Source organism: Paenibacillus lutimineralis, from assembly GCF_003991425.1.
GTDB classification, from domain to species: Bacteria; Bacillota; Bacilli; order Paenibacillales; family Paenibacillaceae; genus Fontibacillus; species Fontibacillus lutimineralis.
In genome coordinates this window covers 5291136-5316785 of sequence record NZ_CP034346.1, presented here as the reverse complement: position 1 = coordinate 5316785, position 25650 = coordinate 5291136, and the positions used below count along the sequence as shown (strand labels likewise).

The following is a 25650-nucleotide window of genomic DNA, read 5'->3' as shown; positions in this document are numbered from 1 at the left end:
TGAGTTGAATTAAGGAGGGGAGCCCATGAAAGGTGTGATTTTGGCGGGAGGCACCGGAACACGACTGTACCCGCTGACCCGATTAGTTAATAAGCACTTGCTTCCGGTTGGGAGATATCCTATGGTCTGCTATGGCATAGAACGGCTGCGCCAGGCCGGAATCACTGATATTCTCATGGTTATCGGCAAGCAGTCAGCAGGCCTTTATGCCGATTTTTTTGGAAGCGGGGAGAACTATGGCGTAAAGCTGAATTTCCGAATTCAGGAATCCGCCGGGGGAATCGCCGAAGCGTTGGAATTGGCAGAAGGATTTATAACGCCCGGAGAGAAGTTCGTCGTATTGCTTGGAGACAATTTATTCCTAGATGATCTTACACCCTATGTAGAGAAGTTCAAACAGCAGCACATTGGTGCAAGAGTTCTGCTTAAACCTGTGGATGATCCGAGACGCTACGGAGTTCCAGTCTTCGATCCGAATCAGCCTGGGCTGATTTTGTATATTGAGGAGAAGCCGAAGCATCCGAAGTCGAGGTATTCAGTAACAGGAATATATATGTATGACTACATGGTATTCAGCATGATTAAGGACATCACCCGCTCAGCCCGAGGTGAACTGGAGATTACGGATGTGAACAATCGGTACGCGGAACAGGGCAAGCTGGGGTATGACATATTGAAGCTGTGGTGGGGAGATGCAGGTACACCGGAATCTCTGCGTGAAGCTGAAGTATATATGAGAGGGGTACTGCCCTGATTCTAGGGGCAGAAGCGATTTCGTATTCAAGTTGCCAATGAGGTTACTGAAGAATAGTTCAACCTGCTTGGAGAGGAGCGAATAGGATGTCGGTCAGAGGGTATCAATTCCGAACAGCCGGCAGAAGTCGGAAAATCAGGAAAATACCTCGTCAAGCGGGTCTCGTGCATGACGGACCGCCGGCACGAAGAGGACGGATGCCATGGCGTAGACATTGGCGGAGACGGGCCGGCTCGTATTTGTGGAGCAGAACGGACAAGGGGAAGCGCCACCGTCAAGCTGGGAGAAGAATGACCGGGAAGCACGGGAACAAGGTGCCGAGAAGAATACTGCCCACACGGATTGCTGAAACGGATGTAGCTGTAGAGAAGCAAGGAATATTCAGGCCGGTAGAGACGCCATTACATGCCTCTGTTCTTCCGAATCAGCGCAGAATGCGGCAAAAGATCGAGGTTTTACCCTATGAAGAAGGCTATCGACAAGGATTGTATGATGGCGGAGAGGCCAAGGTAGAGAAATGGATACCGAAACAGATGGTGCTGCCAGAGTTGACAGTGGATGATGTTATACAAGCTGGAATACAGAGCCTGACAGGATCGTTAATACAGATCCTCACTACTGCTGATGTCTCTCAAGAGCTGGATGATGCAATTAAGAACGCTAGACCCTTCTCATTAGTACGCCTTGGTGATGGAGAACTGCTGACCTTAGCCCATGATACGGTTATGTCCATCGAAGAAGTGAGGCGCTGGGGAAGCTTTTTGCCATATGCAGGAGTGAACCTTCCTGATTCCCATGTGCGATTGGAGTTATCTAAAGCAATTTCCAGTGCAAGCATCGTCGGTATCCCTAACTCACGACATCCTTCCTATCAAGGGTTATTGTTCCCGGTATTGCGGCATTTCGGAATCAATTATCGAACCCTGAAGATGACCTCGTCTACCGTTAACTATGCTCTCAATGAAGAGGGAAGGCTGAGGAAACTGCTGACTGGGCGCAACGTTCTGCTGATTGGCAATGAGGCTCCCGGCTTGGCCAAGCATTTGCGATCTCTTGGGATTCAGGTTCAGGGAGTAATCGCTCCGGTGCTCGGTGTCACTGATATTCAGCGGGTGATGAATCAGATCGCACATATCGAATTCGATATAGCCTTTGTATCGGCCGGTGTTGCAGCTGTCATTCTATGTGCCAGAATCGCTAATGAGCTGGGAAAGGCTGCTCTAGACATGGGGCATCTGGCGGATGAAATCACTTCAGGTGAGATATCGCTCAGATGAGAGGGGAGGTAGCTTCTTGCGGAATACCAGACATACGGCCCGTAAATCCGATTTCCAGCAGGGGTATCGTACGGGTTACGACAAGGGGTTTAAATCCGGCAAAGAGACATTTGGCACCTGGTTCGAGGGAACAAGCATCATCATCCCGACTTATAATCAGAAGCAATTACTGCTTCAATGCTTGGATTATATAGAAGCCCATACCGTGTCACCCTATGAAATTATTATTGTTGATAATGGGTCACAAGATGGAACGGTGGAGGCATTGCGTCGCCGTAGAGGCTCACTTCGTGTCGCGGCGCATTCGTCTAATCTGGGCTTCGCACAAGCGATTAATACTGGACTTATGATGGCCAGGGGGCAGACGATCGTACTTCTTAACAATGACGTATTCGTTACGGAAGGATGGCTAACCCAGATGCTGGCTTGTTTGTTTGAAAGCCCGGATACGGCGGCGGTAGGCCCGGTTACGAATTACATTAGCGGGGAGCAGAAAATAGATGTTCCCTATCATGAATTATCGGAGATGCCTCGATTTGCAGCCGCTTATAATCGCCGTAATACCGGCAAATGGCGGGATACGAGTCGCCTCGTAGGTTTCTGTATTTTAATGAAGCGCAGCACCTTTGAACAGGTAGGATACCTGGATGAGGGGTATGAAGTCGGAAACTTCGAGGATGATGACTGGAATCGGCGCTTACGCTTGCAAGGCAAAAGGATGCGAATTGCCGGTGATACTTTTGTTCATCATGTCGGAAGCGTGACGATGAAGGGATTGGGTGCGAAGCAATTCTCTACTGTGAATGATAGGAATGAGCGATTTTATACTCAGAAATGGGGGAATCGCTACGAATGGATAAGGAGTAAGGTGAAGGAATCGGCCGCTTCCTCTCATCAGGCTGCTGATTTCTTCCCAACACATATCTGGATCAGAAGCGCCAGCGGGAAGCTGTTCTGGATGCAGCATGGCGTAAAGTATCCTGTAGCTGCCAAAGTGAGAGACGAGGTGATGACGGCATCTATGCCGCGATTATCTGTCATTGAATTGTTGCAGATTCCAACGGGACCGGAGTATGGAGAAATGGAGCTGGCAGCGATCAAGAGAGACTCATCCAGGGATGGGAAAGTTGTAATGGCGGAGGACGGGACGATCTATCAGCTCGATCAGGGGGCAAGAAGAGAATTTGTATCACATTATGCTTGTACAGCTTGGGGATTCATTATTCCGAAGCAGACTGCTTCGCACGAAGCTTGGAATGACTGGCCGGAAGGCCTTCCCATTGCGCCGCCTACCCGGTCGAAAGCAGAGGATTTGTAGGTTGTCATACAGGAACGACAGGCTATGGCCGTGCATATGCTGGAACAAAGATAAATGCCGGGCATAGCCTTATGCCGTCTATTACAATGATTATATTTCGCTTGGAGGGATCAGGATGGAGGAGAAAATTACAGAGATCATTGTCCACATGTCTCATTCACACCAGCAGATGGCAAGAGTGTTGGATGCTGAACGACAGGTTGTTGTTCGTATGGCACAAATCGTCCATGCCATACCTGACGACGAACCTGCATTTGAAGGAGTGCCCGGTTTGATCAAGAATACGGGCCGAATCAACAAAAGCGTAATTTCTTATTTAAATGCTATCGCTGATCTTCAGGAGGCAATGGCTGAGAATTTGGGCTTCGTCTTAAAAGAGCTGAGAAGCCAGGATGAGGAGTAAGCTTGAAAGCGGGGAGGGAACTATGAGCAGAGAACAGGCTTATTTGCATATTTTAGATGCAGCCTCCAAAGTCCAGTGGAATGTCGCTATGATCCTGGAGGCTAAGGCGCTTGAAGCCGAGAAGGTGCGCAACTGGGTTTTGAATCAAGTCCATCATGCCAGCTTCGATGAGGATGAGAAGCGGTTATCCGAGCCGCTCGACATTCATGAACAGGTTGTAGAGGTGCTGGAGGGACTTACTAAGCTGCAGAACGGATTATGTAGTAATTTAAAGACAGTACTTGCCTCAGCAGAAGAGGAAGAGGTTAAGGGAGGAAGCCTTGGAGGATTGTTCGGCGACGGCTTCGATTTGGAGGATACAGACAAATGATAATCGATCTTCATGCTAGAGAGAAGGCCAAAATAAGCGTCATAGAATCCATTGCCAGGAGCCAAATGGCATTGGCGCGCATTCTGGATAGCATGGCAGATGTGACTCATTCCGAAGGAACGGCCCGCCATCTGGCGGAAAATGTGAAGACGTTGATGGCATATCAGCAGGCCATAGCTCGTACGATATGTGGAGTAACACTGCATCACGTCTATTATGGAACTCCTTCATCACCCTGGATCACGGATTCTTGCTATGCAGCAAAGGATGTCACCCGAGGAGAACAGGAGGAAGATAAAATATGTTAAGAGCGAAGGTTCGCGCCAGTCGACGATCCAAATCGAAGCGGCCTAGACGGGCTAATATTGGCAGGCGAAAATTGGCTCTGAAACGTGGAAGCAAACTGAGCGGTAGGGGTCTACGCAAGCGTAGATCGAAACGTAGAGGCAGATTCCAGCGCACGCGTTATTTGAATCGCCGACGTACAAGAAATTCATCGCCCAATCCTACAGTCGTTACGGTCCCGAAGGAAGTATCAAATGAATCGGGTTATCAGAATTCTTATAATGATGCCTATCAGAAGGGCTTCGATTCCGGGTTCACCCAAGGGTTCGAAGATGGGCATAAAGTAGGTTATAAGGAACGGGTATAGCCACTGATCTATTAATCAATTGATTCCATAGAGTGCAATCTGCAAGCCCTTATTCGGCCGCAAGCCCGGATAGGGGCTTTGATGTCTATTACATAGAAGGCATTCGCCAATTTATGCGGACGCGGGGTAGCGTCCATGATGCACGTGTACCCCTAGCATATATTTATACAGACCTAGGAAATCCATTCAGAGCCTTCTGGAATAGAGTCGAATTGTTTGATCTACTGGCGCAGTTCCTGCAGGATAAGAAAGTGATCATTGCAGGGGGACATTGGGATCGGCTCAAGCATCACGATTAATATTGAAACATTTAACGACGCCTCCGATCTGCAGTCCAAAATTGACTCTTATCTTTAGGATGAAGAAGAGCATCTGGCCATTGCCTGGTGTTCTCTATGGATGACCTGGTAATACCATACGTTTGTCCATCGGGTCAGTCAACTGTTTGAATTCGTAATCTAATTTCCATTGAAGAAGGAGTGACAGTTCGTGTTAGAACAAGGGATGCATTCCACTCGGCCATTTCTAAGGGATCTTTCAGACTCCAGGCGCAAAGGATGGGAAGACGGGCTCAGAGACGGTTATGCTGAAGGATACTTTCGGGGGCAGGCGAAGGTCATTGTGGAGAGAACAAAAACATCCTTTCCGGTCAGAAAGATCAAGGTTCTATATGTTAGCTCTGGTAAGGGCTTCCCGTATTCGCCGATAGATGAAGCGATTGTTGAGACTTTGAAGACTTTAACTGCAAGTGTAATTACGGCTGAAACCAAAGAGCCGATCCAGAAACTGGCGGAAAAAAATCGGCCTGATCTAGTACTTGCGCTTGACGGCATGGATCGGCCAGTTGAACAGATCGACGCGGTCCGGGCGTTAGGAATTAAAACAGCGATCTGGTTGACGGATGATCCATATTATACCGATATGACGAAGAAGATCGCTCCCCATTATGATTATGTCTTTACATTAGAGCGGAACTGCATTGAAGTCTACCGTGGCCTGGGATGTCGCAATGTCTATTATTTACCGTTCGCCGCATATGTAAGCCATTATCGTCCAACATTAACCCGCTCTGCGATTAACCGGAAGATCAGCTTCATCGGTTCAGCCTACTGGAATCGCGTAGAGTTCCTGCGTCCGATCATTGGTGGGCTGATGGAGAAGGGATTAAAGATTAATGGATTATGGTGGGACCGACTACCGGAATATAAGCAATACCCAGGTGGGATTGAGATTGGTAAATGGATGGGGCCAATTGAAACATCGGAAGTCTATAGCGGTACTAAAATCGTGATTAATCTGCATCGTTCACCGTTTGATGAGACAGTGAACAACAATACTGCCAAGATCGGAGCACTCTCACCCAACCCCCGTACCTTTGAGATTTCAGCAAGCGGAACGCTGCAGCTTGTAGACAGTCGTGAGGATCTATCGTCGTTCTATAAGCCAGGCGTGGAAATCGAGACATTCTCAAATTCCGATGAACTGATGGAAAAGGTGAATTATTACTTGTCCCATGAGAAGGAGCGACAGCAGATCGCATTGAGAGCTCTAGAGAGAACCTTCCGTGATCATACGTACAACCATCGGTTAAATCAACTGTTTGGCTATATTTTCAAATAAAGACATTCAACGTTTCATGGCAATGCACTTGCCCTTTTATTCCATGCAGCAACATGTGAATAGTATGGTTGTTAGTTTCTATTAAATGCTTCGCCTTCATTGCTTGGATCAATGCATAAAGGCTGGAGAAATAGGTGGAGTAGCATAGATGGATGGCCTATGCATTTAAATTCAGGAAGCATAGGATGATAGAAATCATAAAGATTGCTGGAGGGCACGATTATGTCCATTTTACGTTTGAATTCGGTTGAACATGGAGCAATAGATTCTCGCTTCATTCAAGCCTTTGACTTGGAGCTATGCAATTTGGGTAGCGAAGGATTTGAGATGCTAATTACAGTCTATACACCGCAGGGCTTATTGTATCGCGGATTATATTACTTAGCTCAGGAAGTTAGTGTAATCATTCCTCGTATTACGACTCAATTCTCGCCGTTTCAGTTGATCATGGTGACGAACATTAATAAATATGACACAACAGCAGTGACCGTCAGAGCCTGGAATGGCGTGCATCCTGTAGCTATCTTTACTCAAGAGGAAGCGATCAGAACTAATTAGGCTTCGAACGATTTCGCAGGATGGGTTATAACGGGAAATTCATTCTAGAAATTGTTATGACGGGTCCGTATTATCTGTCAACCCTAATATAGAAGTGAAAGGCTGACCCCTGGATCGGTATCAGGGATCGGCTTATTTTATTGGATTTAGAGAACCCAGTCTCCGGACGGTTGAGATGAGTCATTATAGCGCAGAGGTAAGTTTTCTCCAGTTCTTGCCGTAAGCTGCAATAATCGCGCTTACGATGTCCTCAACATAGATGGAATCACGTGTCTGCTCTCCGTCTCCATTCACAGTGAGCGGAAGCCCATAACCTTGACTTCCTGGCAAGCATTCAAGATGTTCAAGGCTCCATAAACGCTCTACTGCTGATTCAAGAACCAAGCGCTGGAAATCGGCCTGAGCTGCCAAATGCACCACGAGCGAGGGCTGTATTGTCGCGATCAGATCTGCGGCATACAACAAACGAATATCCAGAACATGCAGCTTCGCTTCCGGATGAACATGCTCTATTTGACCTATGCTAAGGTCGTCGATTACATGCACCTCCCAATCAAGCGTTGTACCAGGTGTGAGTCAATGAAGCCAGCTCCGCCTGTCCTCCCTTAAAACCATCATATATATGTACCGAATGTGGGGGAGAAATTATTGGCGCTAGGTATGACGGTCGGTTAAGTTTACCTGAATTTCGTATCCGCGAAAAGAGCATCCTAAGTTCTGTTCATCATAAAATTATATTGTTGGAGGATGACTACATGCGCAAAATCGTTAGCTTATCGCTCTCCGCTGCTCTAATCGCTGGGATGGTTAGTATTACTGGTTGCGGTACGACGACGAAAAATAACAATGTCCGCACGCAGAGCTTACGCCAGACCGAGCATCGTTATGATGTGAATTCCATTAAGCCCGGAAATCGGATGTTCACACGCAGTGCTGGACACGGAACGACGCACCGCGTTCATTCTCTGAAATCCAGCCCAATATTAAGCAACAAAATATCCGGACTATCCGATGTGCAGACCGCACATGTATTAGTGTCGGATCGTGATGCCTACGTCGCGGTAACTATGCACAATCGTCAAGGGGTCAACCGTAGCTCTGGAATTTCCGCCAAAGGACTTGGCGCCCCATTGACACCTTCAGGAGTTACAGGAGGAACAGGTCTGAATGGTACAAGAGGTACAGGTCTGAATGGTACAAGAGGTACAGGTCTGAATGGTACAAGAGGTACAGGTCTGGATGGTACAAGAGGTACGGGTTTGAATGGTACAAGAGGTACAGGTGCCTACGGGATGAATGGCATTTATGGAACGAATGGATTGCATGGGGTTAATACGGACGGGCTTAATGGAACTTTTAGAAATAGAACTAATGGATTTGATGGGACCTACGGTATTCGTGGAAATACCGGTATGGGTGGTACTTATGGAACGTATAATTTCATGTCCAGTGGTACCCATCATGGTATAAGGAACAATTCGTTAAGTCCATTCAGCACAAATGGTACGGGTACTGTAAGGGATCATGTTCCACAGCATGTTAAGAATGAAATTACGAATAAAATTAAGAAAACAGCGCCTCATATTAAGAATGTCTATATCTCTTCGGACCCTGATTTTGTAACTGGTGTGGGGGGATATACAACCAAATCACGTGACGGAGCAACCCTGAATGGTTATGTACGTGATTTTGAACGGATGGTGGAGCGTGTCTTTCCGGGACGTGCAGGAACCATGACAGGTCCTAGCGGGTATACGCCAAGCGGAGTGAACGGGTTATCGACCGACGGCTACCGCACTCATATGAATCGCTAATTTATTAAGTCAACGTAAAGAAGAGGCTCCCTATGATGTATAAGGAGCCTCTAACTTATTTCCTCTTATTCCTGAAATTGACGACCTTTGATCCAGATTTGCTGAAGTTCCAGATCAGTGTCTACCACCAGCAGATCGGCTTGCTTGCCGGTCTCAATGGAGCCAGTGATATGGTCCATACGAAGTAATCTAGCCGGGTTGCCACTAGCTGCTTCAGAAGCTCTCTCGATGGATAGACCGACTTCCTGTATAAGGTAACGGAAGCCGCGGATCATCGTAAGCGTACTACCGGCAAGCGTTCCTTCGCTTTCTTTCAAAGTACATACATTGTCCTTAACGACTACTGGTAGGTCGCCCAGCATGTAATCGCCATTCCCTAATCCAGCTGCAGACATTGCATCAGTAATAAGCAGCAAATTATGATCTGTCTTCACACTGGCCAGCAATTTAATGGCAGCTTTGTGCACATGAATACCGTCAGCGATAATCTCTGCACTAATTGCTGGAGTACTTAGAATCGCACCTGCTGTACCTGGTTTGCGATGATGTAGCGGAGTCATTGCATTGAACATATGAACCGAGTGGTTCAGGCCGACAGCTTGCGCAGACATAATGTCTTCATAGGTAGCGTCTGTATGACCTGCAGCAGCGGCAATTCCCTTCTTGCGCAAGAAACGGATGAGCTCATGTGAACCTTCACGCTCCGGTGCGAACGTGACTTGCTTGATCAATCCAGGATATTGTTCTTCCCATTGTTCGATCCAATCTTTATTCGGTGGGACGATATGGGCTGGGTTCTGGGCACCAGGCCATTTCGGGCTGATGAATGGTCCTTCCAAATGGACACCGCCGAGCTGAGCGTACGGCATATCATTCTCCATGTAGCTCTGCACTTCAGCCAGTACTTCATCAAGAATGTCTTTCGGCATAGTCATCGTCGTGGCCAGCATTGTAGTTGTACCTTGGCTTGCATGCAGCTTGGTGATGGCGTCTATACCGGCTTTACTCGGCTTAGAGAAATCCTCCAGCATGCCGCCGTGTACGTGGACATCAATAAATCCAGGCAGAATGTATTTACCAGCTGCATCTACGGTTTCCAATTCAGCCACATCCTGAGGGATGCCCGCGGTCGAGCCGACATAGGTGATAACTCCGTTCTCTACAGTAACAGCTCCGTCCTCGATGATGCCTTTCGGAGAAACGATTTTGCCATTCACAATTTGAAAATTATAGTTGCTCATTATACAAGACTCCCTGCTTCTTGGTCTAGAATAACTACCACATTAGGATGAGTTTGCAAGAACGAGGCGGGGCATTTCGTTGTAATCGGTCCTTTGAGCGCTTTGGCGACGATCTCTGCCTTATCTTTTCCTTTAGCCATCAACAAAATTTGCTTTGCCTTAAGGATCGAGCCGATACCCATCGTAATGGCATGTGTCGGAACGTCATCGATGGAATCGAAGAAACGTGCGTTAGCCTGGCGTGTAAGCTCATCCAAGGTTACGACATGCGTCTGGCCTTGCAGATCTTCATCAGGCTCATTGAATCCGATATGACCGTTATGACCAAGGCCAAGCAATTGCAGGTCAACCTGGCCTGCTTCGTCAAGCAGACGATTGTATTCGTCGGCAGCTTGCTGTGCATTGCTGGAATTGCCGGAAGGCACGTGAGTGTTCTCCAGCGGCATATCAATATGGTTGAACAGCTTCTCGTTCATGAAGCGTCTGTAGCTTTCCGAATGATCCTCAGGTAGCCCAATATATTCGTCCAGATTGTAGCTGCTAGCCAGCTTGAAGCTTACAACGCCTTCCTTGTACAGCTCGATCAATCTCTGGTACACGCCGACAGGCGTGCTACCTGTAGCCAAACCAAGCTTGACCCTCGGGTTGGTTTGTACCAGGCTCGCGATGATCCCTGCACCTGTCTCATTAAACTGCTGTTCATTGTTTACTTTAATAATATTTATCATTATTAATAACCTCCTTGTCGTTTCCTATAGGTTTGAACATTCTGATAAGAACTTTCCAGCTTGGGAATGAAATCTTCAAATTCTATACTTACCATACCTGTGAACAGAATATCGATGACGTGCAGCTGGGCGATGCGGGATGCCATATCGCCGCGCCGCATACCTTTCTCTAATGAAGAAGAGAATAAGGATATGTCGGCAAGAGAAGCGAGTTGATTATTACCATATTGGGTCAGTGAGACTGTGATGGCTCCGCTGTCTTTAGCGCATCTGAGCGCATCGATGGTCTCAGGAGTCTCTCCCGAATAGGAGATAGCCAGTGCGACATCATCCTCCCCTAGTGTGGAAGCAGAAGTGATCTGCATATGCGAATCAGAGAAGGCGGTGCAGTTCTTGCCAATCCGGATTAATTTCTGGTAGAAATCCTGGGCGATGATGGACGATGTTGCAACACCATACAGATCAATTCTCTTTGCTCTGCACAGTATTTGCACAGCCCGCTCAAGCTCATTCATATCGAGCAGCCTCGTCGTATCCGTAATGGAGGCCAGATGATTGGCTTCGATCGCTTTGACGATTTCCTGCAAGTCATTGCCAGCCTTCAAATCCTGATATTGATTAGCCTCCGTCTTCTGACCGAGTTCACCAGCCAACTTCATTTTGAAATCGGGAAACCCCTTGAAATGGAATGTTTTACAAAAAACGCGTTACGGTTGACGGGCTAATGCTGCAAGCGTATGCAAGTTCGGTAATACCGAGATGAATGACGGAGGAAGGGGTCTGCAAAATATATTCTCCAAGCCTGCGCTCTTGGGGAGGTAAATTGTCCAGGTTGCTGGAGAGCGCATGCAAGATTGGAGTGAGCATTGGAATCACCCTCTTTGATCATGAAAATTATTTTTGCATTTTTCATTAAATACATGAAAATTATTTCGATTCCATCATAGTTTATTTTACCGATAAAATCAAGCGATTATAGCACACCGGGCCGGAAATTATGACACTTTCCTTGTATTTTCGACGCTCCCATAATACACTTGAAGCAGGCATTACGATTCGAAGAGGGGGAGTAACATTGGATTCGAATCTTGATGAATATGTAGAGCGGCTAATGACTGCCTGGTCTAGGACTTTCAAGAAGATGCAGACCGAAATTATGCAGCACCGGGAGCTTGGATTAACAGGACCTCAGTTCCATATGCTTGCTCTGATTGCCCGAACTGATCCGTGCAATGTGAGTTATTTGGCTGACGCGCTGGAAGTTAAGCCTAGTGCGATTACTGTTATGGTTGACCGTCTCGTGCAGAGCGGATATGTTCAACGCCGTCACGATGAGCAGGACCGCAGATCGGTGCTTCTGTCGGTAACCGACAAAGGTGCCGAGGTATTCGCAGAGGCAGGGAGGAAGTCGAGAGAAGTAGTTCGAAGCTATCTTCAAGAGTTGGAGCCCCATGAGCTGGAGGTTCTGATCCAGGTTGTTGAGAAGCTGGGAACTGCTGGACATTCTGATGTACCTGTATGCAAAATGAAGTGATTTTCATGTAAATAAAGAACCGCCTTTGACTGAGTCGTCAAAGAGCGGTTTTTTATTTGTCCAAATTACGAGGCAGAGGCGGTTCCAGGTGAGTCTGTACACTTGCGACTAGTTAGCTGCCAGATAATGAAGAGCAGCGCCACCACCTGTGGAATCAGTGTCTCCCAAGTAGGATAAGCTCCAATCCAACCTGCTGAAGGAAGCCATGACCGGCTGTGGGCTGAGATCAATCCGGCAATTTGCAGAGAGTGGATGCTCTCTCCAAGGAAACGGACAACCAGATAGTAGATCAGCAAAGTGGCGCAAAGCATGAACGGCCGGATCGGTAGTTTGATGCCAAAATGGATCAAGCAGAAGCCTAGAACAACCAGAACGATCAAAGCTCCCAAAATTCCAATAATCAATTGACGCGGTTCAATAGAAGGGACCATTCCGATATAAAAAATTGCCGTCTCGGCTCCTTCGCGCAATATGGCCAGGGCGGATAGAAGAAATAAAGACCAGCGGCTGCCGCGCTGGATTGCACCGCGGGTCCGCTCAGATAAATACTGGTTCCAGGCTTTGACGTTGGATTTGCTGTGCAGCCACCAGCCGACCGTGAGCATCATAGCGACCGCGAATAGTCCAATGAAGCCTTCAATTAATTCTCTTGCACTACCTGCGATGGCTTGAGAGATGGTATAGGTCAGAATGATAGCTAGAATGGCCGAAATCAGTAGTCCAGTTCCTGCTCCAGCCCAAATGGAAGTACGCAGTGCAGTATCCTTGGAGCGGTTCACAAAGGCAAGTAGGGCGGCAAGCACTAGAAGAGCCTCAAAGCCTTCCCGAAGAAGAATAAGTGCCGCATCCCAGGCGGTATAGGTCGAACGTTCGGCAAGCGGCTGAAGATCCTGGATCATCGCATCGATAATCTGCTCCGCCTTGTTGAAATTCGGCGGATTAGAGATCAGATAGCTCTGCGCTTCTGCCATGCGATTCTCTGTTGCCGTGTACAGCTTGGCGGAAGAGACAGAGACCTCGCCTTCTACAGAAGGCCACTGCCGAATGAACTGGCTCATTTGCTCAGCTGCTTGTTCTGCATTTTTGGATGCAACGGCCTGCTTGGCTTTGTCTAGCAGCGGAAGTGTATCTACAAGAGTGTTCTTGTTTTGTGCTGCTGAAGAATCACTTAAGCTATCTAATTTACCTTGTGTATAATCCTGAAGCAGGCTATTCAGTGTTGTCAATTCTTTTACGGCCTGCTCTGTTTTAATGGGTGTCGCTTGCAACGCTATTCTGATTAAGCTCATTTGGGTCTCAATATCGCTGTATACGTTAAAGTTTCCGCCGCGGATTGGCCCTTCGAGCTTTTTCCATGTGTTCAAAATTTGCTTGTATTCTCTTTGTGCCTGCTCGACTGAACCTTGTTCCAGGGCAGATAATGTCTTTCCGGTCATCTCCAGCAGCTGACTGGCGGATTCTTTGCCGTCTGGCTTCTCTGTTTCAGCAGAGTAGGCTGAGGTATATTCGTTCACCTGCTTAGCCAGTGAAGAGAGAGCTTGCTTGGCCTCGTCCTGGTCCTGCGCCTCAATGGCATTCTTCGCCCTGATTAATTCGTCCTCAATCTGTTTAGCAAGCTCAGGTGAGGCCGAATGATCGAGTGTATTCCAAATGCTGCTGAACTCGCTCAGCTCTGCAGCAGCCGTGTCCCAATTCGGCGTCCCTGCTTCGACGAGCGCGCCGCCGACCAGCGGAAGTAGCTTATCGTAGGACGGGTTGGAAGCATTCTCTGGGGCAGCCTCAGCTGCTGACAGAGGAACAGACCATAGGGCTATGATGATCAAGATGAACGCTATAAGTATGGTGGCCAGTTTATGTTGTATGGTATTTAAGCTTTCCTGTTTGATGTGTGGGAGCTCCATTGGACTCTCTACACCTCCTTATTGAATTAGAAGAGGTAGATGAAACTCTCACTAGAAGAGTGTATCACCGATATATCCGCCCTGACGAACGCCAGGAAAACAAGCGAATACAGCACTGCCAACATGGACGATATATTCGTTCAGCTTATCGCTGGCGGCCAGCTTTTGCTGCATCGATATGAATTGTTTCTGGATATCCTTCTGATAACAGATGAAAAACAGGCCGGCGTCCAGCTGCCCTGTCTTTGCGTCGATACCGCCGGTATAGGAATAGGCCCGGCGCAACATTTTGATGCCATCCGTATGGGCGAGGCGGGAATGGGAATTAAGCGGAATAAGCGGCTTACCTGAAGAATCCTTCGCTTCTAGATCAAGCGGAGCAAATTCATCTTTGGACCCGATCGGAGCTCCGGAGTCGCGATAACGGCCGAAGGTCTGCTCTTGATCGCTTAAGGGGGAACGATCCCATATTTCGATCCGCATACGGATACGGCGTGCTACCATGTAGCTGCCGCCCTGCATCCAGTTCGCTCCGTTGTCAGCTCTGGCCCATACGATCTCATTCATAGCCTGTTTATCATGAGTATCCGGATTTCCAGTTCCGTCTTTGAAGCCCAGCAGATTGCGCGGCGTTCCCCCGCTTGGATCAGCCGTAGAACTGCGTTGGAAGCCCTCTTGCATCCAACGCATTACGGCGGTTCCACGTGCAATTCTGGCCAGGTTTCGTACAGCATGGAAGGCCACCTGCATATCATCGGCACATACCTGAACGCCGATATCGCCGCCGCACCACTCCGGCAGCAAAGCATCTCCGCGGAAAGAGGGGAGCTCATCGAATGAAGCAGGCTTCTTCGATGATAGACCATAACGGCTATCAAAGAAGGAAGGGCCGACTCCAAAGGTGATTGTAAGCTTGGAAGTCGTTAGTCCCGCTGCTTCTCCAGTATCGGAAGGGGGAAGATTCTGGCTGTTATTGGTGTTGCCTAGCATCTGACCGGAGGTCATCAGGGAGGCGGATTCTGTCCATAACTGAAATAATTTTCGCACCTCAGACAGTGAATTCGTGGTCAAATCAAAAGATGCAAAGCACAGAAAGTTCTGCGCTGGGGTGATAATTCCGGCTTGATGCTGATCGTAGAAGGGGATCTGTTCCATAGAAGCAACGCGATCGTGGTTTTTCTTAGAAGAGGGTGACAGCTTCTCTTGAGCGGCAAGTAGCCCGTAGCCACCACTGCCTCCGAGAAGCAGACCGATCCCTCCAATACCTGCATATTTCAACACTTCACGGCGGCTTATTTTCTTGGACAATAGGCCCTGTGCTGGGGATGCTGCGTCTTGGTTAGAGCGTATGTTTGATGAGTTGGGTTCCATTCCTGGTTCATGGTTACTCATCTTTTACACTCCCAGTAGAGTACCCATTTGGGATAGTGGCTCGGCTAAGGCATCGAGATTCTGGCTTAATTTGCGTACATCCTGATCCTGCAGCTGCTCATAACTAACATAGTCATTGCCTTGTTTGAACGGTGCCAATTCCTGCTCAAGGGCCGTGAAGCGTTCACTGATATTTTTGCTTAGTTCGGCATCTTTGGCTTTGAGCTGGGGCTCCAGAAGCTCATATATTTTCTTAGCGCCTTCTACATTGGCGGCGAAGTCATACAGGTCTGTATGAGAGTAACGTTCCTCTTCACCCGTAACCTTGGAGGTAGACACTTCGTTAAGCAGTTCTACGGCGCCAGTAACGAGCAAGGAAGCTTCGATATCTACGGTTTCTACTTTGGCACGAAGCAGCTTCGCATCGCTTAACAATTGATCAGCTATATCCTCTTGTCCGGCTGTTGTGTTATTCTCCCACAGAGCTTGTTCCAGCTTGTGGAAGCCGCGCCACTCTGAACTATCTACGTCGCCATCTCTGGCATCGATATTTGGATCAAGATCGCCCAGCGCTTCAGCAATTGGTTCGATTCGTTCATAATACATGCGTGCCGGAGCATAGAGAGACTTAGCAGTCTCAATATCTGCGTCTTTAATCGCAGCCGTAAATTTGGCTGTCTCAGTAACGAAGGCATCACATTGCTGGATTACATACTCGCGGTATTGATCGATCGCTTGCTTGAAGTCGTCTTCATTCGAATTCGAAGCAGCCGCCGAATTAGCTACGTTGTTGTTGGCCGCCGCTCCTTGGTTCGCATTCTTATCTCCGGTGTTGCAGCCGGATAGTAGCAGAATCGCCGATATGGCTGCTGCTGGAAGCGCATAATATATTTTCATGACCATGGACACCCCTTGATATAAGTATCGAAAGTTAACTAGTCTAATTGATAATGATTATCACTTTCGATTACATATATTAATGGGAAGGGTTTCACCCGTCAATAGGAATTTTCGCGGCAGCTTTGGACAGAGTTGAACTGCAGAATAGATACGGCCAGGAAATAAAGCGCCTATTTTATTTCCTTACGGCACCAATAATCCGATCTCTTCATAAAATGTGTTGACTGTATCCCTTAACCTTGTAAACCATAAAACCCGAGCAAGGAGGGGTGACGCATTTTGAAAAGTAGCGATCGTAACAGCAAATTTCTGTTAACTCATCGTGAACGGGAAGTTTTCGAACTCCTCGTGCAGGATAAAACGACCCGCGACATTGCCGGCCAATTATTTATCAGCGAGAAGACCGTCCGGAACCATATCTCTAATGTCATGCAAAAGCTTAATGTCAAGGGTCGCGCGCAGGCGGTTGTTGAGCTGATCAAGCTTGGGGAGCTAAAAATCTGACGGTTTTACCAAGGGCGCAGAGAACATGGACCTTCTTTTTCCTCCGATAGCGGGAAGAAAGGGGAGGTTTTTTGTTTTAATGGTCGTCTTGATTGCGTGCTTCAAAACCATCTCCAATGTAATACGTTTTTAAGCACACAATTTGCTTCTAATGCAAGGGAAACCTCCGCAATTTAAAAAAGGCTATCCATCCGTCATTTTCAAATGATCTGGAGGATAGCCTTTTTTATTGTCTCATCTCATCCCTAATATTACAGGGACTTGAGATATTCAACGATAGTCAGCAGACCTTTGTCGAAGTTTTCAAGGTTGAAATGCTCGTTCGGTGCATGCAGGTTCTCGTCAGGAAGCCCGAAGCCCATCATGACGGCTGGTGCTTCAAGTACCCGGGACAAGGTCTCTACGATCGGGATCGAGCCACCATCCTTGGTGAACAAAGCACGCGTCCCATACACCTTCTCATAAGCGTCGGCAGCCTTTTGCAGCATAGGAATTTCCGGATCGATGTTGAAGGCGTGAGCCTTCTCCATTTGCTTCACGACCAGCTTGGCGCCAGGTTGTACGCGCTGCTGCAGGTGAGCATCAATCTTATCGAGAATATCCTGCGGATCTTGATCGCCAACTAGACGGCAAGTAATCTTGGCATGAGCTTCCTTCGGAATAACGGTCTTGCTGCCTTCGCCTTGGAAACCGCCATATACACCATTCAGTTCCAAGGTTGGACGGATGCCGGTACGTTCTGCAAAGCTGTAGCCTTCTTCGCCATACAGTGTCTCCAGGCCTAGGCTTGCTGCGAGTTTATTCTCATCAAGTCCGCGCTTGGAGATCTCCTCTCTCAATTCGGCAGGCAACTCAGGCGTGCCTTTATAGAAGCCTTCCACAACTACGCGCCCTTTGTCATCATGCAGAGAAGCGAGCAAGGCCACGAGCGCATGCAGCGCATTAGGAACTCCACCGCCAAAAGTACCGGAGTGCAGATCCGTATTTGCTGTATGCACGCTAACTTCCAGGGAGCAAAGGCCGCGAAGTCCGGTGCAGATCGCTGGCTTGCCAGGCTCAAGCAGTGAAGTATCGGAGATGACAACGACGTCTGCCGCCAGTTTATCCTGATTTTTCTCTAGGAAAATAGGGAGATTCGGGCTGCCAACCTCTTCTTCACCTTCGATGCAGAATTTAATATTTACAGGAGGCTCTTTCTCCTGCTTCAGGATCGCTTCTACAGCTTTGATATGTAGGAACATTTGTCCTTTGTCGTCTGTAGCGCCGCGGGCGTATAGCTTGCCGTCACGGATCGAAGGTTCGAATGGCGGTGTATCCCACAGATTGAGTGGGTCTACAGGTTGCACGTCATAGTGCCCGTATACGAGTACAGTTGGTTTTCCTGGGGCATGCAAATATTCGCCAGTTACGATAGGATGCCCAGCCGTAGGGTTAACCTCTACATTCTCCATTCCCGCTTGACGGAGCGCGCCAGCAATCCATTCAGCCGCCTTCTGCACATCACCTTTATGGTCAGACAGTGCCGAGATGCTAGGAATTTTCAACAGTTCCGTCAGTTCATCCAGATGAGTCTGGCGGTTATTTTGGAAATAATTTTGATAATCCATTTTGTCAGTTCCTCCCGAACGTGTTTTCCTTACCATTTTACTACTTTTTGAGCCAGAACAGAAATGATAGCTCTGCCATACATATTGATTGTTCACAAAAAGCAATCAAAAAAACAATATTTTATCATTCTTTAAGGTTAAAAACGGACAAATCTGTTAAAGTCATAGAAGTGAAAGAGTTTCCAATTGAAGAAGGGAGTCACAAGCTGAATGGAAGACAAAGAGAAAGATCTTGAGCTAACAGGCAAGCAAGAGGACACGGCAGGCGAACCAGAGAATGGTCACGAGGATCCGGCCGGACAAGCTGTTCCTGATAGCGAGGAAGCAAACTTTACAACAGAGTCTAATGCTTCGGCAGAGACTACAGAGAATAATCAGACAGATATAGAAGAACAACCGCAAGCTGAGAACGAAGGTGAAGCGGCGGAAGAAAATGAAGTGAAGGAAGAGCTAGCTAGTAACAGTGATGAGGTGAAGCCTGCCGAGCATTACAGCTGGACTCCGTCCCAAGAACCTGCGAGCGGCGGGAATTCAGGATCTAAGGTCTGGCCGATCGTATCGCTGGTGCTTGCCGTATTGCTGATCATCGTGCTCATTAAGCCGCCGTTTGCCAGCAATAAGGCCGAGGCGATCGCTACCGTCAATGGAGTTGAGATTTCCAAGGATATCCTCTTTGATGAATTGGCCACTTCCGGAGGTGGGGAAGCAGCTCTCGATAACCTCATTAACCGTGAACTGGTGAACCAGGAAGCGAAGAAGGCTAACATTCAGATTACCGCTACTGATATTGATAAAGAAATTGAAACCTACAAAGAGTCCTTCGGTTCAGAAGATGCATTCAATCAAGCGCTAGCTTCTTCCGGTATGACACTGGATGAGTTCAAAGAGCGTCTTGATATGCAGCTTAAGCTGACGAAGCTGCTCGAGCCGAAAATTAATGTTACGGATGAACAAGTGAAAGAAACATTTGAGCAGTACAAGGAATCCTTCAATACGCCGGAGGAAGTCCGTCTATCCGTTATTCTTGTAGGAACAGAAGATGAGGCGAAGAGCATCATCAAGGAACTGAACGGTGGTGCAGATTTCGCTGAACTGGCGAAGAGCAAATCGCTGGATACAGTTACGAAGGATAGCGGTGGTGATACCGGATTCTTCGGTAAAGGCGAGAGTGGTGAAGAAGCGGTTGAGGAGGCTGCCTTTAAATTAGCCAAGGATGAGATTAGCGCACCGATCAAGTCGGCTGATGGATATAAGGTCATCAAGTTGACCGATCGCAAAGAAGCGCATACGGCTACCCTTGAGGAGAAGAAGGATGAGATTCGCAAGGGTCTTGTCTCCCAGCAAGTATCGCAAATGTCTTCATCATGGCTAGAAGAAGTACGCGGCAAGGCGAAAATTACAAATAAACTTGCCGACAGCGCAGATGCAGCTGACAAAGATAAGACAGCCGCGAAATAGAGTATTAGATCATCAGAGGGGGCATATTCATTATGTCCCCTCTTTTTTTGCATATCATGTGGAGGGGCTCTTATAATGGCTAGCCCTCGCTTGAGTTCTAGACAAGATCCGGTACAATGGAGGGAAAACAAAGACCAGTGTTGGAATGGAGCTGCTAGAGAGGAGAAAAGACAGAAATGGCAGAATGGTATGAACAGAGCTTCGGTGAGGATTACTTGGTCGTATATAAGCATCGCGATTTTCAGGGTGCAAAGCATGAAGTACATAAAATGATCTCTTGGCTTGGGCTACCCATCGGTGCCAAAATTCTGGACCTCTGCTGTGGAATGGGACGTCATGCCATGGCGCTTGAAGAAGCGGGATATGAAGTGATCGGCGTTGATTTATCCGAGGTTCTGCTGCGAGAAGCAAGGAGAAATGATCCCGACCAGCGGGTTACCTGGATGCATGCAGACATGCGGAATTTGCCGCTATCAGGAGGCTTTGACGCGGTCGTTAACTTGTTCACTTCGTTTGGCTATTTCGATCAAGATGCTGAGCATATTAAGGTGTTAAAGGAAGTGCGGAGAATGCTGAAGCCGGGTGGACAATTCATTATAGATTTCCTGAACCCCGAGTATACGATGGCGCATCTGGTTCCTGAATCGGAACGAACCTATGATGGCCAGCTTATTAAAGAGCGTCGCGTAATTGATGACGGATATGTCAAAAAAAGAATCGAGATTATCGATCAAACAGGTGCCGCGGACTTAAGGACAGGGCCCAGACATTATTTGGAGAGAATCAAACTCTATTCCCTGGAGGACTTTACGGCAATGTTGGAGGAAGCCGGCTTGGGGCTGAAGGAGATCTATGGTAGCTATGACGAGGATTCCTTCGATCCGCTGGTCTCGCCTAGGATGATCATGGTGGGGGATGTATCATCATGAATTCACAGATTGAAGTATGGGAAGATTACAGCCTCACTCGTATCCCTGTTCCGATGGCGCCTCCGCTGCGCTACGTCAACAGCTATGTCCTTCATGGCGAGGAGGGCGTAACGATCATTGATCCTGGACCGCATACTCAGGAGGGGGGAGCTGCATGGGAAGCTATTCGGCGAGAATTGAAGCTTGCGCCACAGGATATCTGCTCGATCGTAATAACTCATCACCACCCGGATCATTATGGGCTAGCCGGTTATTTGCAGCAGTGGAGTGGGGCTCCTGTCTACATGTCACACCGTGCGCATGAAGAGACGCAGCGGATGTGGGGGCCTGATAGCACAATGAATATGGCTCTGCCAGAATTGTATAAGGCTCATGGAATGCCATCTGAATGGATTAGGCAGCTCCCGGCGCATATGGAGAGCTTTATAACTCAGGTCAGTCCGTCTGCAGAAGTGACATATATTCATGAAGGGGACGAGCTTATCATGGGCGGGCAGGGATGGCGGGCCATCGAGAGTGCTGGACATGCGCCGGGACATCTGTCCTTCTATGATGTTCGGCGAGGCTTGATGCTGTGTGGAGATGCAGTTCTGCCGCAGATCTCTCCGAACGTAAGCCTGATGCCTGGGAGTGACCCACAGCCGTTGGAGTCATTCATAAATTCACTAAGGAAGCTGGGGAAATATGAAGTCGCTCAAGCTTTTCCGGGGCATCGCCGCCCGTTTACGCACTTTACTGAACGGACCGTCATGTTGATCAGACATCATGAGGAACGGCTTGAGACTGTACAGGCGATGCTAGCGAAGCAGCCTATGAGTGGATTTGCGGTATGCAGCGCATTGTTCGGAACTGAGCTAGGGATTCATCAGATGCGATTTGCCATGTCAGAGGCGCTTGCTCATCTGATTGAACTGGTAAGACGAGAACTAGCTGTACAGATTCCCGGTGATCGTGTGCGTGATGATTCATACGGAGCAAGTGAGACATATTTATTTGCTAAAAAATAAACGAGGCTGCTTGTGAAATCAACCGATTCCACGAGCAGCCTTTATTTCCTTATTTATGGTCCTCTTCAATGAATTCCTCGCCATTATCACGCTCTCGTTCCGCTTGTTTGCGGTGGGCAATACGACTGCTGGCGGAAGCAGCGATGGCACCGACGATATCGTCCAGGAAGGTATGGACTGGACCGAGCGATTTATCGTTCAACCGTTCCAGAACTCCCGGCTTCAGCTTATCGACGTAGCCATAATTGGTGAAGCCGATGCTGCCATAGACGTTGACGATGGAGAAGGCTAGTATCTCATCCACTCCATACAGGCCCTCATCATTGGAGATCATATCCTGGAGCTCGGGAATCAAGGCTCCCTGTTCAGCAAGAATATCCAGTTGAATACCTGTCAGCACTGCGTTCTGAACCTCTCTCTTGGTCAGCACCTGCTCAACATTATGGATACATTCCTCCATCGTTAGATTCGGATAGTATTTCTGCTGGAGGAAAAAGACCAATTCGGCAATCTCCTCCATCTTTACGCCGCGTTTATGCAGCCAAGCTTTGGTGGCGTCAGCGACTTTTTTACTGTTAAGACTATAAGGCGTTCTTGCTTTTGGTTGTTCCAAGTCTATCACCTCTACTCCTTAATAGTTCCATCACACAATTGCATGATGCAGTATGTCCAGTTCCCGGAAAAATATAGTTATTTTTCGCAGGGAGGGCTCGTATATATAGTAATACAAACCTTAGTAAATTGTTAGGGAGGAACCCAGGTTATGAAATGGAACCGCCAGATTCGAAATTCGGCCATGGTCAGCATGCTGGCCCTGCCGATCGTGTTATCAGGCTGCAGCATGTTTGGTACAGGCTCCTCATCACAGATTGACCCTCCGCCTTCAGATATTGAAGCGCAAATGATGCAAGGGGCTGGCATTGACGGTCAGACAAGCCTTACGGCAGGAGGAGCAGTATCGACGGTGTATTTGCAGAATGATCATGGTCTGCTCGCCCCGGTCTCACTGCATTTGCCGCAGGGAGAGAATGCTACGGCGAAGACGATGGCGGCGCTGGAAGCACTAGTCAGTGAGGGAACTTATGCCAAGCTGCTTCCCGCCGGCTTCAAGGGAGTGCTCCCGAAGGGCACAGAAGTGAAGGCGGTGACGCTGAAGCCGGATGAGAAGCTGGCAGTCGTTGAGTTCAGTAAAGAATTCGCCAATTACTCCGCTGCAGATGAGCGAAAAATTGCCGAGGCGCTAACATGGACCTTGATCGACAATCCCGAGATTCAGAATGTACAGGTATGGATGGATGGCGCCAAGCTGAACGAAATGCCGGTAGGTGGTATGCCGCTGGACAGACCGCTGAATCGCTCGCTCGGAATCAACTTGCAGCTCGACAATGAGATCAACTTGTCGCAATCCAGTCCGGTAACGATCTTCTTCTCCGCAGCAACACAGGAAGGGACAGCTTACTTCGTTCCGGTTACACGGTTCGTACCTTATGGTAGCGACCTTGTTGCTTCTGCTGTCGATGAACTGATCAAAGGACCGCTCAAGGGGGATGGACTTGAGAATGTAGTAACCCAAAATACATCGTTTGATGGGGTTGAACGTTCTGACAACGGGGTAGTCACCGTATCGATTGAGGATGATATGTTCGATCCTGGGGAGAAGCTGCCGGCGCAAATGATGCAGTCGCTTGTGCTCACGGTATCGGAGAATTCAGCTCAGGACAAGGTCCGGATATGGTTCAACGGGGAGAAGGAAGTATTCGGAACGGACAATCAGGACTATGGGCAACCGGTGCTGCGGCCACAGGTGATCAACGATATACCGTTATAAATGCGTGTTCAAAAAGGCCGGTTTTCAGTACCGAAGCATATCCTTCCGATGTGCGTTTTTTCAAAACGCTTCAGTTGAATGAAGGTAGGGCCTGAGGAGAGGAGAGACTTTTTGAACAACCTGTATAAGTGTTAAAAACTTGAAGCTCAGGAGGGCGCCATATAGGTCCCTCCTTTATTTTTGCAGAACAGTCTAGGATCTGATCTTGGGAAGATGGTTCTGCTTCGGATAATCGCTGGATAATTGGTTATGGTAAAGAATGGTCTGGAAGGGAGCTTTCCAAAAATGAAGTCGAAAAGATGCTTTTATGTTTATGTTTTGGTAGAATAGGGAAGCAAACAGACAGCATGAAAAATGTAGGAGGCAATTATTATGAGACCTAACGGACGTAAAGTGAATGAGCGGCGGCCAATGAAATTGACCGTAAACATAAATAAATATGCAGAAGGCTCTGTGTATATTGAGGTTGGCGATACGAAGGTAATCTGCACGGCGACTGTTGATGAGAAGGTTCCCATGTTCATGAAAGGACAGGGCAAAGGCTGGATTACAGCAGAGTATTCGATGCTGCCTCGGGCGACGCAGACCCGGAATCAGCGTGAATCGGCGCGCGGCAAGCTTAGCGGCCGGACAATGGAAATTCAGAGACTGATCGGTCGTTCACTGCGCTCGGTCGTCGATCTTCATGCCCTTGGAGAGCGCTCCGTTACGGTTGACTGCGATGTAATTCAAGCGGATGGTGGTACGCGGACCGCATCGATTACCGGTGCGTTTGTCGCGATGGCATTTGCTATTAATAAGCTTGTACAGAAGCATAATCTGACTACGTTCCCGATTAAGGACTTCTTGGCTGCTGTCAGCGTCGGGATTGTCGGAGAGAATATAGTACTGGATCTCGAATATGAAGAGGATTCCAAAGCCAAGGTCGATATGAATGTGGTTATGACTGGACAAGGTCAGTTCGTTGAAGTACAGGGAACCGGAGAAGAGAATCCATTCTCACGGCAGGAGCTTGATCGTATGTTGGAATTAGCGGAGCAAGGAATTAACGAGATGATACTGCAACAGCAAGAAGTCCTAGGGTCCATTGCCCTCAAAATTCGCGGAGATGAGACTGGAGGACAAGCATAGTGGGCTTGGACGGAAATGTAATTATTGTAGCCACCCGCAATCAGGGCAAGGTTCGTGAGTTTGCGCATGCGCTTGGATTCCTGAACAAGTCGGTGAAGAGCATGTACGACTTCCCCGATGTGCCAGAGGTCATTGAGGATGGAGAGACGTTCGCGGATAATGCGCGCAAGAAGGCCAAGGAGGTAGGCGACCGGCTTGGGCAGCCTGTGCTTGCAGATGACTCTGGCCTGTGCGTGGATCAATTGGACGGAGAACCAGGCGTCTATTCAGCCCGCTATGCCGGGGAAGCGGCTTCGGATGAAGCCAATAATGAGAAGCTGCTGAAGGCGCTGGAACGCATCCAACAGGGTGAGGATACCGATCAGCCGCTGCTCAGCACGGCGAGGTTCGTCTGCCATCTGGCCTTATACGATCCGGCTACCGATCAATTTATTGAGGCGGAAGGCTCGGTAGACGGCTGGATTACGGCGGAACGTGCAGGCTCAGGAGGCTTCGGTTATGATCCGCTGTTCTATCTGCCTGAGTACGAGAAGACGATGGCGGAATTGAGCATCGCGGAGAAGCAGGCGATCAGCCATCGCGGTGCGGCACTAAGACAACTGGCTGAGAAGTTGGAACAACGTTCACGTTAATAATATGAATTTACGATAAGGCTTGATTCGAGAGGATACCTTCTTTCGAGTCGGGCCTTTTTATATTTCTTGGGAAGGTTCTTTCTTCTGGCTGCAATAATTGTTGTGTTATT

General features: G+C 48.3%; 28 protein-coding genes and 1 pseudogene. 20 read left to right on the top strand and 9 right to left on the bottom strand.

Features of this window, described 5'->3' with window-relative positions; translation table 11 throughout:
* Positions 1 to 25 precede the first annotated feature (25 nt).
* The 11 genes from EI981_RS23500 to EI981_RS23455 all read left to right on the top strand — a co-directional run bounded on the left by EI981_RS23500 (position 26) and on the right by EI981_RS23455 (position 6952).
* On the top strand, positions 26 to 754 hold the full coding sequence (locus tag EI981_RS23500; protein WP_127002380.1) for a sugar phosphate nucleotidyltransferase: 729 nt from the start codon (positions 26 to 28) through the stop codon (positions 752 to 754).
* A gap of 214 nt (positions 755 to 968) precedes the next feature.
* Positions 969 to 1103 carry a hypothetical protein gene (locus EI981_RS30030; RefSeq protein ID WP_257792000.1) on the top strand — a complete coding sequence of 45 codons (135 nt, stop codon included), beginning with the start codon at positions 969 to 971 and terminating at the stop codon, positions 1101 to 1103.
* Positions 1069 to 2031: a GT-D fold domain-containing protein gene (locus EI981_RS23495; RefSeq protein WP_227011562.1), complete on the top strand. Its 963-nt coding sequence runs from the start codon at positions 1069 to 1071 to the stop codon at positions 2029 to 2031. Before EI981_RS30030 ends, EI981_RS23495 begins: the two co-directional genes overlap by 35 nt.
* A gap of 16 nt (positions 2032 to 2047) precedes the next feature.
* Positions 2048 to 3349, top strand: coding sequence for a glycosyltransferase family 2 protein (locus tag EI981_RS23490; protein WP_227011561.1), 1302 nt, complete (start codon positions 2048 to 2050; stop codon positions 3347 to 3349).
* A gap of 115 nt (positions 3350 to 3464) precedes the next feature.
* Positions 3465 to 3752 carry a nucleoside-diphosphate sugar epimerase gene (locus EI981_RS23485; protein ID WP_127002375.1) on the top strand — a complete coding sequence of 96 codons (288 nt, stop codon included), beginning with the start codon at positions 3465 to 3467 and terminating at the stop codon, positions 3750 to 3752.
* A 22-nt stretch (positions 3753 to 3774) separates the two neighbouring features.
* The gene (locus EI981_RS23480) at positions 3775 to 4122 is read left to right on the top strand and encodes an alpha-helical endospore appendage domain-containing protein (RefSeq protein ID WP_127002373.1); all 348 of its coding nucleotides are present in this window, start codon (positions 3775 to 3777) and stop codon (positions 4120 to 4122) included.
* Positions 4119 to 4430 (top strand): hypothetical protein, encoded by a 312-nt coding sequence (locus EI981_RS23475; RefSeq protein WP_127002371.1) that lies wholly within the window; start codon positions 4119 to 4121, stop codon positions 4428 to 4430. Before EI981_RS23480 ends, EI981_RS23475 begins: the two co-directional genes overlap by 4 nt.
* Positions 4424 to 4774 (top strand): hypothetical protein, encoded by a 351-nt coding sequence (locus tag EI981_RS23470; protein ID WP_127002369.1) that lies wholly within the window; start codon positions 4424 to 4426, stop codon positions 4772 to 4774. The genes EI981_RS23475 and EI981_RS23470 overlap by 7 nt, the downstream gene beginning before the upstream one ends.
* Before the next feature lie 32 nt (positions 4775 to 4806).
* A complete protein-coding gene (locus tag EI981_RS29810) occupies positions 4807 to 5073 on the top strand; it encodes a hypothetical protein (RefSeq protein WP_162616041.1) in 267 nt (88 codons plus the stop codon).
* Positions 5074 to 5278: 205 nt separating this feature from the next.
* Entirely contained in the window at positions 5279 to 6394 is a 1116-nt protein-coding gene (locus tag EI981_RS23460) for a CgeB family protein (protein WP_127004945.1), read from the top strand.
* A 222-nt stretch (positions 6395 to 6616) separates the two neighbouring features.
* Positions 6617 to 6952 (top strand): hypothetical protein, encoded by a 336-nt coding sequence (locus EI981_RS23455; protein ID WP_127002365.1) that lies wholly within the window; start codon positions 6617 to 6619, stop codon positions 6950 to 6952.
* Positions 6953 to 7135: 183 nt separating this feature from the next.
* On the opposite strand, the gene EI981_RS23450 is transcribed toward EI981_RS23455, so the two are convergent.
* Positions 7136 to 7498 (bottom strand): NAD-dependent epimerase/dehydratase family protein, encoded by a 363-nt coding sequence (locus tag EI981_RS23450; RefSeq protein WP_127002363.1) that lies wholly within the window; start codon positions 7496 to 7498, stop codon positions 7136 to 7138.
* Positions 7499 to 7707: 209 nt separating this feature from the next.
* On the opposite strand from EI981_RS23450, the gene EI981_RS23445 reads away from it, so the two are divergent.
* A complete protein-coding gene (locus EI981_RS23445) occupies positions 7708 to 8766 on the top strand; it encodes a YhcN/YlaJ family sporulation lipoprotein (RefSeq protein WP_127002361.1) in 1059 nt (352 codons plus the stop codon).
* A gap of 65 nt (positions 8767 to 8831) precedes the next feature.
* Here the strand turns inward: EI981_RS23445 and nagA are convergent, their stop codons facing one another.
* From nagA to EI981_RS23430, 3 genes and pseudogenes are all read right to left on the bottom strand, one after another.
* Entirely contained in the window at positions 8832 to 10007 is a 1176-nt protein-coding gene (nagA, locus tag EI981_RS23440) for an N-acetylglucosamine-6-phosphate deacetylase (protein ID WP_127002359.1), read from the bottom strand.
* Positions 10007 to 10735 (bottom strand): glucosamine-6-phosphate deaminase, encoded by a 729-nt coding sequence (gene nagB, locus EI981_RS23435; protein ID WP_127002357.1) that lies wholly within the window; start codon positions 10733 to 10735, stop codon positions 10007 to 10009. Before nagB ends, nagA begins: the two co-directional genes overlap by 1 nt.
* A 2-nt stretch (positions 10736 to 10737) precedes the next feature.
* Positions 10738 to 11602: pseudogene (locus tag EI981_RS23430) on the bottom strand (MurR/RpiR family transcriptional regulator).
* A gap of 208 nt (positions 11603 to 11810) precedes the next feature.
* On the opposite strand from EI981_RS23430, the gene EI981_RS23425 reads away from it, so the two are divergent.
* Positions 11811 to 12269: a MarR family winged helix-turn-helix transcriptional regulator gene (locus EI981_RS23425; RefSeq protein ID WP_227011559.1), complete on the top strand. Its 459-nt coding sequence runs from the start codon at positions 11811 to 11813 to the stop codon at positions 12267 to 12269.
* 65 nt (positions 12270 to 12334) lie between these two features.
* Here the strand turns inward: EI981_RS23425 and EI981_RS23420 are convergent, their stop codons facing one another.
* From EI981_RS23420 to efeO, 3 genes are read right to left on the bottom strand one after another with little or no spacing between them, the layout of a single operon-like run.
* Entirely contained in the window at positions 12335 to 14170 is a 1836-nt protein-coding gene (locus EI981_RS23420; protein ID WP_127002353.1) for an FTR1 family protein, read from the bottom strand.
* A 51-nt stretch (positions 14171 to 14221) separates the two neighbouring features.
* The gene (gene efeB / locus EI981_RS23415; RefSeq protein ID WP_193556399.1) at positions 14222 to 15562 is read right to left on the bottom strand and encodes an iron uptake transporter deferrochelatase/peroxidase subunit; all 1341 of its coding nucleotides are present in this window, start codon (positions 15560 to 15562) and stop codon (positions 14222 to 14224) included.
* A gap of 3 nt (positions 15563 to 15565) precedes the next feature.
* A complete protein-coding gene (gene efeO, locus EI981_RS23410; RefSeq protein WP_127002351.1) occupies positions 15566 to 16438 on the bottom strand; it encodes an iron uptake system protein EfeO in 873 nt (290 codons plus the stop codon).
* A 282-nt stretch (positions 16439 to 16720) separates the two neighbouring features.
* Between efeO and EI981_RS23405 the strand changes: the two genes are divergently transcribed.
* On the top strand, positions 16721 to 16945 hold the full coding sequence (locus EI981_RS23405; RefSeq protein WP_009225122.1) for a helix-turn-helix domain-containing protein: 225 nt from the start codon (positions 16721 to 16723) through the stop codon (positions 16943 to 16945).
* 251 nt (positions 16946 to 17196) lie between these two features.
* On the opposite strand, the gene EI981_RS23400 is transcribed toward EI981_RS23405, so the two are convergent.
* Positions 17197 to 18552 carry a dipeptidase gene (locus tag EI981_RS23400; RefSeq protein ID WP_127002349.1) on the bottom strand — a complete coding sequence of 452 codons (1356 nt, stop codon included), beginning with the start codon at positions 18550 to 18552 and terminating at the stop codon, positions 17197 to 17199.
* Positions 18553 to 18762: 210 nt separating this feature from the next.
* Between EI981_RS23400 and EI981_RS23395 the strand changes: the two genes are divergently transcribed.
* The 3 genes from EI981_RS23395 (at position 18763) to EI981_RS23385 (ending at position 21946) form a co-directional block, all read left to right on the top strand.
* Positions 18763 to 20010 carry a peptidyl-prolyl cis-trans isomerase gene (locus EI981_RS23395; RefSeq protein WP_127002347.1) on the top strand — a complete coding sequence of 416 codons (1248 nt, stop codon included), beginning with the start codon at positions 18763 to 18765 and terminating at the stop codon, positions 20008 to 20010.
* A gap of 176 nt (positions 20011 to 20186) precedes the next feature.
* Positions 20187 to 20939, top strand: a complete 753-nt coding sequence (locus tag EI981_RS23390; protein ID WP_127002345.1) for a class I SAM-dependent methyltransferase — start codon at positions 20187 to 20189, stop codon at positions 20937 to 20939.
* On the top strand, positions 20936 to 21946 hold the full coding sequence (locus EI981_RS23385; protein WP_193556398.1) for an MBL fold metallo-hydrolase: 1011 nt from the start codon (positions 20936 to 20938) through the stop codon (positions 21944 to 21946). The genes EI981_RS23390 and EI981_RS23385 overlap by 4 nt, the downstream gene beginning before the upstream one ends.
* Before the next feature lie 49 nt (positions 21947 to 21995).
* Here the strand turns inward: EI981_RS23385 and EI981_RS23380 are convergent, their stop codons facing one another.
* The gene (locus tag EI981_RS23380) at positions 21996 to 22565 is read right to left on the bottom strand and encodes a phosphatidylglycerophosphatase A family protein (protein WP_418789081.1); all 570 of its coding nucleotides are present in this window, start codon (positions 22563 to 22565) and stop codon (positions 21996 to 21998) included.
* A 144-nt stretch (positions 22566 to 22709) separates the two neighbouring features.
* Here EI981_RS23380 and EI981_RS23375 point away from each other — a divergent pair, with 144 nt between their 5' ends.
* The 3 genes from EI981_RS23375 to EI981_RS23365 all read left to right on the top strand — a co-directional run bounded on the left by EI981_RS23375 (position 22710) and on the right by EI981_RS23365 (position 25537).
* The gene (locus EI981_RS23375; RefSeq protein WP_127002340.1) at positions 22710 to 23774 is read left to right on the top strand and encodes a GerMN domain-containing protein; all 1065 of its coding nucleotides are present in this window, start codon (positions 22710 to 22712) and stop codon (positions 23772 to 23774) included.
* 372 nt (positions 23775 to 24146) lie between these two features.
* Positions 24147 to 24905 (top strand): ribonuclease PH, encoded by a 759-nt coding sequence (rph, locus tag EI981_RS23370; RefSeq protein WP_127002338.1) that lies wholly within the window; start codon positions 24147 to 24149, stop codon positions 24903 to 24905.
* Positions 24905 to 25537 carry an XTP/dITP diphosphatase gene (locus EI981_RS23365; RefSeq protein WP_127002336.1) on the top strand — a complete coding sequence of 211 codons (633 nt, stop codon included), beginning with the start codon at positions 24905 to 24907 and terminating at the stop codon, positions 25535 to 25537. The genes rph and EI981_RS23365 overlap by 1 nt, the downstream gene beginning before the upstream one ends.
* The last annotated feature ends 113 nt before the right edge of the window (positions 25538 to 25650 follow it).